Annotated in this window: 3 protein-coding genes and 1 pseudogene; 2 read left to right on the top strand and 2 right to left on the bottom strand. The window is 75.5% G+C overall.

Annotation, left to right across the window (positions count from 1 at the left end):
• Positions 1-12: 12 nt before the first annotated feature.
• Positions 13-1,065 carry a LacI family DNA-binding transcriptional regulator gene (locus EF918_RS33640; protein ID WP_125652681.1) on the bottom strand — a complete coding sequence of 351 codons (1,053 nt, stop codon included), beginning with the start codon at positions 1,063-1,065 and terminating at the stop codon, positions 13-15.
• Between the two features lie 69 nt (positions 1,066-1,134).
• Positions 1,135-1,893, bottom strand: a complete 759-nt coding sequence (locus EF918_RS33635; protein WP_125652680.1) for a response regulator transcription factor — start codon at positions 1,891-1,893, stop codon at positions 1,135-1,137.
• Positions 1,894-2,444: 551 nt separating this feature from the next.
• On the opposite strand from EF918_RS33635, the gene EF918_RS33630 reads away from it, so the two are divergent.
• Both EF918_RS33630 and EF918_RS33625 read left to right on the top strand, forming a co-directional pair.
• Positions 2,445-2,699: a MoaD/ThiS family protein gene (locus EF918_RS33630; RefSeq protein WP_125652679.1), complete on the top strand. Its 255-nt coding sequence runs from the start codon at positions 2,445-2,447 to the stop codon at positions 2,697-2,699.
• Between the two features lie 9 nt (positions 2,700-2,708).
• Positions 2,709-3,745 (top strand): annotated as a pseudogene (locus EF918_RS33625) (hypothetical protein); the annotation flags it as partial.

Raw genomic sequence — 3,745 nt, 5'->3', positions numbered from 1 at the left:
CAGCGCCGCCCGCTAAGGCGTGCCCGCACCCCCGAGCGCGTGCCCGCCGCAGCCGCAGGAGCGGCGGATCACCAGGGCCGACGGGAACTGCTTGAGGCGTTCCCGACGTGAGCCGGCGACGCGGAGGGCGTCGTCCAGGACCAGGTCGACCGCTGCCCGGGCCATCGCGGGCCGGTCCGAGGCCACCGTGGTCAGGGGCGGGTCGGTCAGCGCCGCCTCCTTGACGTCGTCGAAGCCGGCCACGGCCAGCTCTCCGGGCACGTCGATGCGCAGCTCGCGCGCCGCCCGCAGCACACCGATGGCCTGGTCGTCCGTGGCGCAGAAGATCGCCGTCGGGCGGTCGGGCCGGGCCAGCACCTCCAGGGCGACCCGGTAGGCGTCGTACCGGTTGTACGGGGCCTCGATCAGCCGGCCCTCGACCGAGCGGCCGGACTCCAGCATCGCCCGGCGCCAGCCCTCGACGTGGTCGGCGACCGGGTCGCCGACCGACGGGGTGTTCTCGATGCCGCCGATGCACGCGACGTACGCGTGGCCGTGCTCTAGCAGGTGCCGGGTGGCGAGCTGGGCGCCGCCGATGTCGTCCGTGACCACGGCGACGTCGTCGATGGCCTCCGGACGCTCGTGCAGCAGCACCACCCGTGCGTCCCACGCCTCGATCTCGCTCGCGGCCCGCTCGCTCATGCCCTGGCTGACCAGGATCAGCCCGGAGACGCGCATGCCGAGGAACGCCCGCAGGTAGTGGACCTCGCGCTCGTCCCGGTAGTCGGAGTTGCCGACCAGCACCATCTTCCCGCGCTCGGCGGCGGCCTGCTCGACCGCGTGCGCCATCTCCGCGAAGAAGGGCTGCCGGGCATCCGGAACGATCATGCCTATGAGGTCCGTGCGCCGCGAGGCCATCGCCTGCGCGACCCGGTCGGGCCGGTAGCCCAGCTCCTTGATCGCGCCGAGGACGCGCTCGCGGGTGGCCGGAGCGACCGGCCGGGGTCCGTTGTTGATGACGTAGCTCACGACGGCGGTGGAGGTCCCCGCCAGCCGTGCCACGTCGTCCCGCGTCACCTTCGCCACGAGCGGGAGTCTACGCGGGGTGACCTGCTTCTGGGCAGGTCGTTCCGCGGACCGGATCCCGGAGGGCGGCTACGCCGTGCGGGTGACGCCCTCCCGCGCCGGGGCGCTCGCCCCCGCGGCGGCCTTGCTCCGGGCCTCCTCGGCGGCGCGTTCGACCTTCTCCGGGGCGACGAAACGGTAGCCGACGTTCCGGACGGTCCCGATCAGGGACTCGTGCTCCGGACCGAGCTTGGCGCGCAGCCGCCGTACGTGGACGTCCACGGTCCGGGTGCCGCCGAAGTAGTCGTAGCCCCAGACCTCCTGGAGGAGCTGGGCGCGGGTGAAGACCCGGCCCGGGTGCTGCGCCAGGTACTTCAGCAGCTCGAACTCCTTGAAGGTCAGGTCCAGGACCCGGCCCTTGAGCTTGGCGGAGTACGTCGCCTCGTCGACCGAGAGGTCGCCGTTGCGGATCTCCATGGGGGAGTCGTCGGAGCCGAGCTGCTGGCGGCCGAGCGCGAGCCGCAGCCGGGCCTCGACCTCGGCGGGTCCGGCGGTGTCGAGCAGGACGTCGTCGATGCCCCAGTCCGCGGTGACGGCGGCGAGGCCGCCCTCGGTCACGACGAGGACCAGTGGGCAGCCGGGCCCGGTGGAGCGCAGCAGCTGGCACAGCGAGCGGACCTGGGGCAGGTCGCGGCGGCCGTCGACGAGGATGACGTCGGCACCGGGGGTGTCCACCAGGGCCGGTCCCTCGGCGGGGGCCACCCGTACCGAGTGCAGCAGCAGGCCGAGGGCGGGCAGCACCTCGGTGGAGGGCTGGAGGGCATTGGTCAACAGCAGCAGAGAGCTCATCGCCGCCCCCCTGCCAGGGTCGTCAGGCGTTCGTGCACGGATCGCTGGCCCATCACGTCGGTTCCTCCTCGGTCCCGTCGAGGACTGTCGCGGCACTGCTTCTTACGGCGTCACGTCGTCACAGCCGGGCGTTGCGTCCCGGCCCCCGCGCCCTGGGGACCGGCCGGCCCGCCCGCCTGCCGGTGGTGCTGTCGCTGCTCGGCGTTCTGTTCGTGCCTTGTTCAACGCTCCGAAAGCACAAAAGGACCCGGGGGCAACGTTGCCCGGATCCTCTTCGCTGCCAGGATAGCCCACCGTGCCTGGGCGGGCCGAGTGCTCTTGACGGGACCTTTCTGTGGTTCGCACCACGCCCGGAGCAGGCATATCGGCCGGTTTCACCGGATCGGTGGACCCCTGGCGGGCCGGTCGGGCGCACGAGGGGCGCGCGGAGGCACGCCGGGATACCGGCCCCCAGGGGTCATCATGGACCCGGACGCATGCATCGTGCGCGTGCCGTACGTGGCGCGTACTGGCCGTACGTGGCCCACGACTGGCCGACGATTGGAGCTGTAGTGGCAACCGGAACCATCCGCTACTGGGCGGCGGCGAAGGCCGCCGCCGGCCGGGCGGAGGAGCCGTACCAGGCGGCGACCCTGGCCGAGGCGCTGGACGCCGTGCGCGCGGCGCACCCGGGGGAGCTGAGCCGGGTGCTCCAGCGCTGCTCCTTCCTGGTGGACGAGCAGCCGGTGGGCACGCGCCCGCACGAGGTGGTGGCGCTGACCGAGGGCGGCACCGTCGAGGTCCTCCCGCCGTTCGCGGGCGGGTGAGCGCGACCGATGAGCACGCCTGAGCAGAACGGCTACGAGGCACCGGCCTCGCCCGAGCCCACCGCGGACAAGGACCCCTACGCCACCCAGACGTGGCAGACCCCCACCTGGGACACCACCTACCAGCCACCCCAGCCGGGGCTCGACCAGGGCCAGGCGGGCCTTGGCCAGGGCCAGGGCCAGGGCCACGCGGGCCTTGGCCAGGGCCACGACCAGGGCCACGCGGGACTTGGCCAGGGCCAGGGCCAGGCGGGCCTTGGCCAGGGCCAGGCGGGGCTCGGCCAAGGCCCGGCGGGGCCCGAGGCCGGCCAGGCCTGGAACGCTGCTGAGCCTGCGCCGGCCGCCGCGCCCGCGCCCGGCCAGGACTGGGCGCCCGCGCCCGACCAGGGTTGGGCCGCCACCCCCGCCCCGGGCACCGACTGGTCCGCCGCCGGCCAGGCCTGGGCGGCTGCCGCCCCCGGCGCCGAACCGGGCTGGGCCGCGACGCCCGGCACGGGCGAGGGCTGGACCGGGTCCCGGCCGGGGACCGAGGACCCCGGCTCCGCCCAGGGCTGGGCCGCGCCCGCCATGACCGACACCCCGGGCTCGGGCTCGGGCTCGGGCGAAGCCTGGGCGCCCGGTGCCGCTGCACCGGGCCCGACCGGGGCCGACCACGGCTGGGCCGCCGGCGCTGCCCAGGCCGGGCCCGGCCAGAGCTGGGCCGCCGAGCCGGCCGCCGCCGGCGGCTCGGCCGAGGCCGGCCAGAGCTGGACCGCCGGTGCTGCGCAGGCCGAGCCCCGCCAGGGCTGGGCCGCCGGGCCGACCGGGGCCGACCAGGGCTGGACCGGCGGCGGGCTGGGCGGAGTGCCCGCCCAGCAGCCGCCGGCCGCGTACGGCTCCGTACCGGCGCAGGGTGCGAGCCCGGAGCCGCTGGCTCCGGCGGGCTGGTTCCGTGACGAGGCCCCCGCCGCGGCCCAGCCGGCCGCGTACCCCGAGCAGACCGCGCCCGCACCCGGGCCGGGCACCGGCTCCCTGGCTGCTCCGGACGAGTGGTTCCTGTCCTTTAT

The sequence above is a fragment of the Streptomyces sp. WAC06614 genome (assembly GCF_003949795.1).
In the GTDB taxonomy this organism is placed as follows: domain Bacteria; phylum Actinomycetota; class Actinomycetes; order Streptomycetales; family Streptomycetaceae; genus Streptomyces.
The sequence above is the reverse complement of the archived record's forward strand: the minus strand, read 5'-3'. Positions and strand labels throughout refer to the sequence as shown.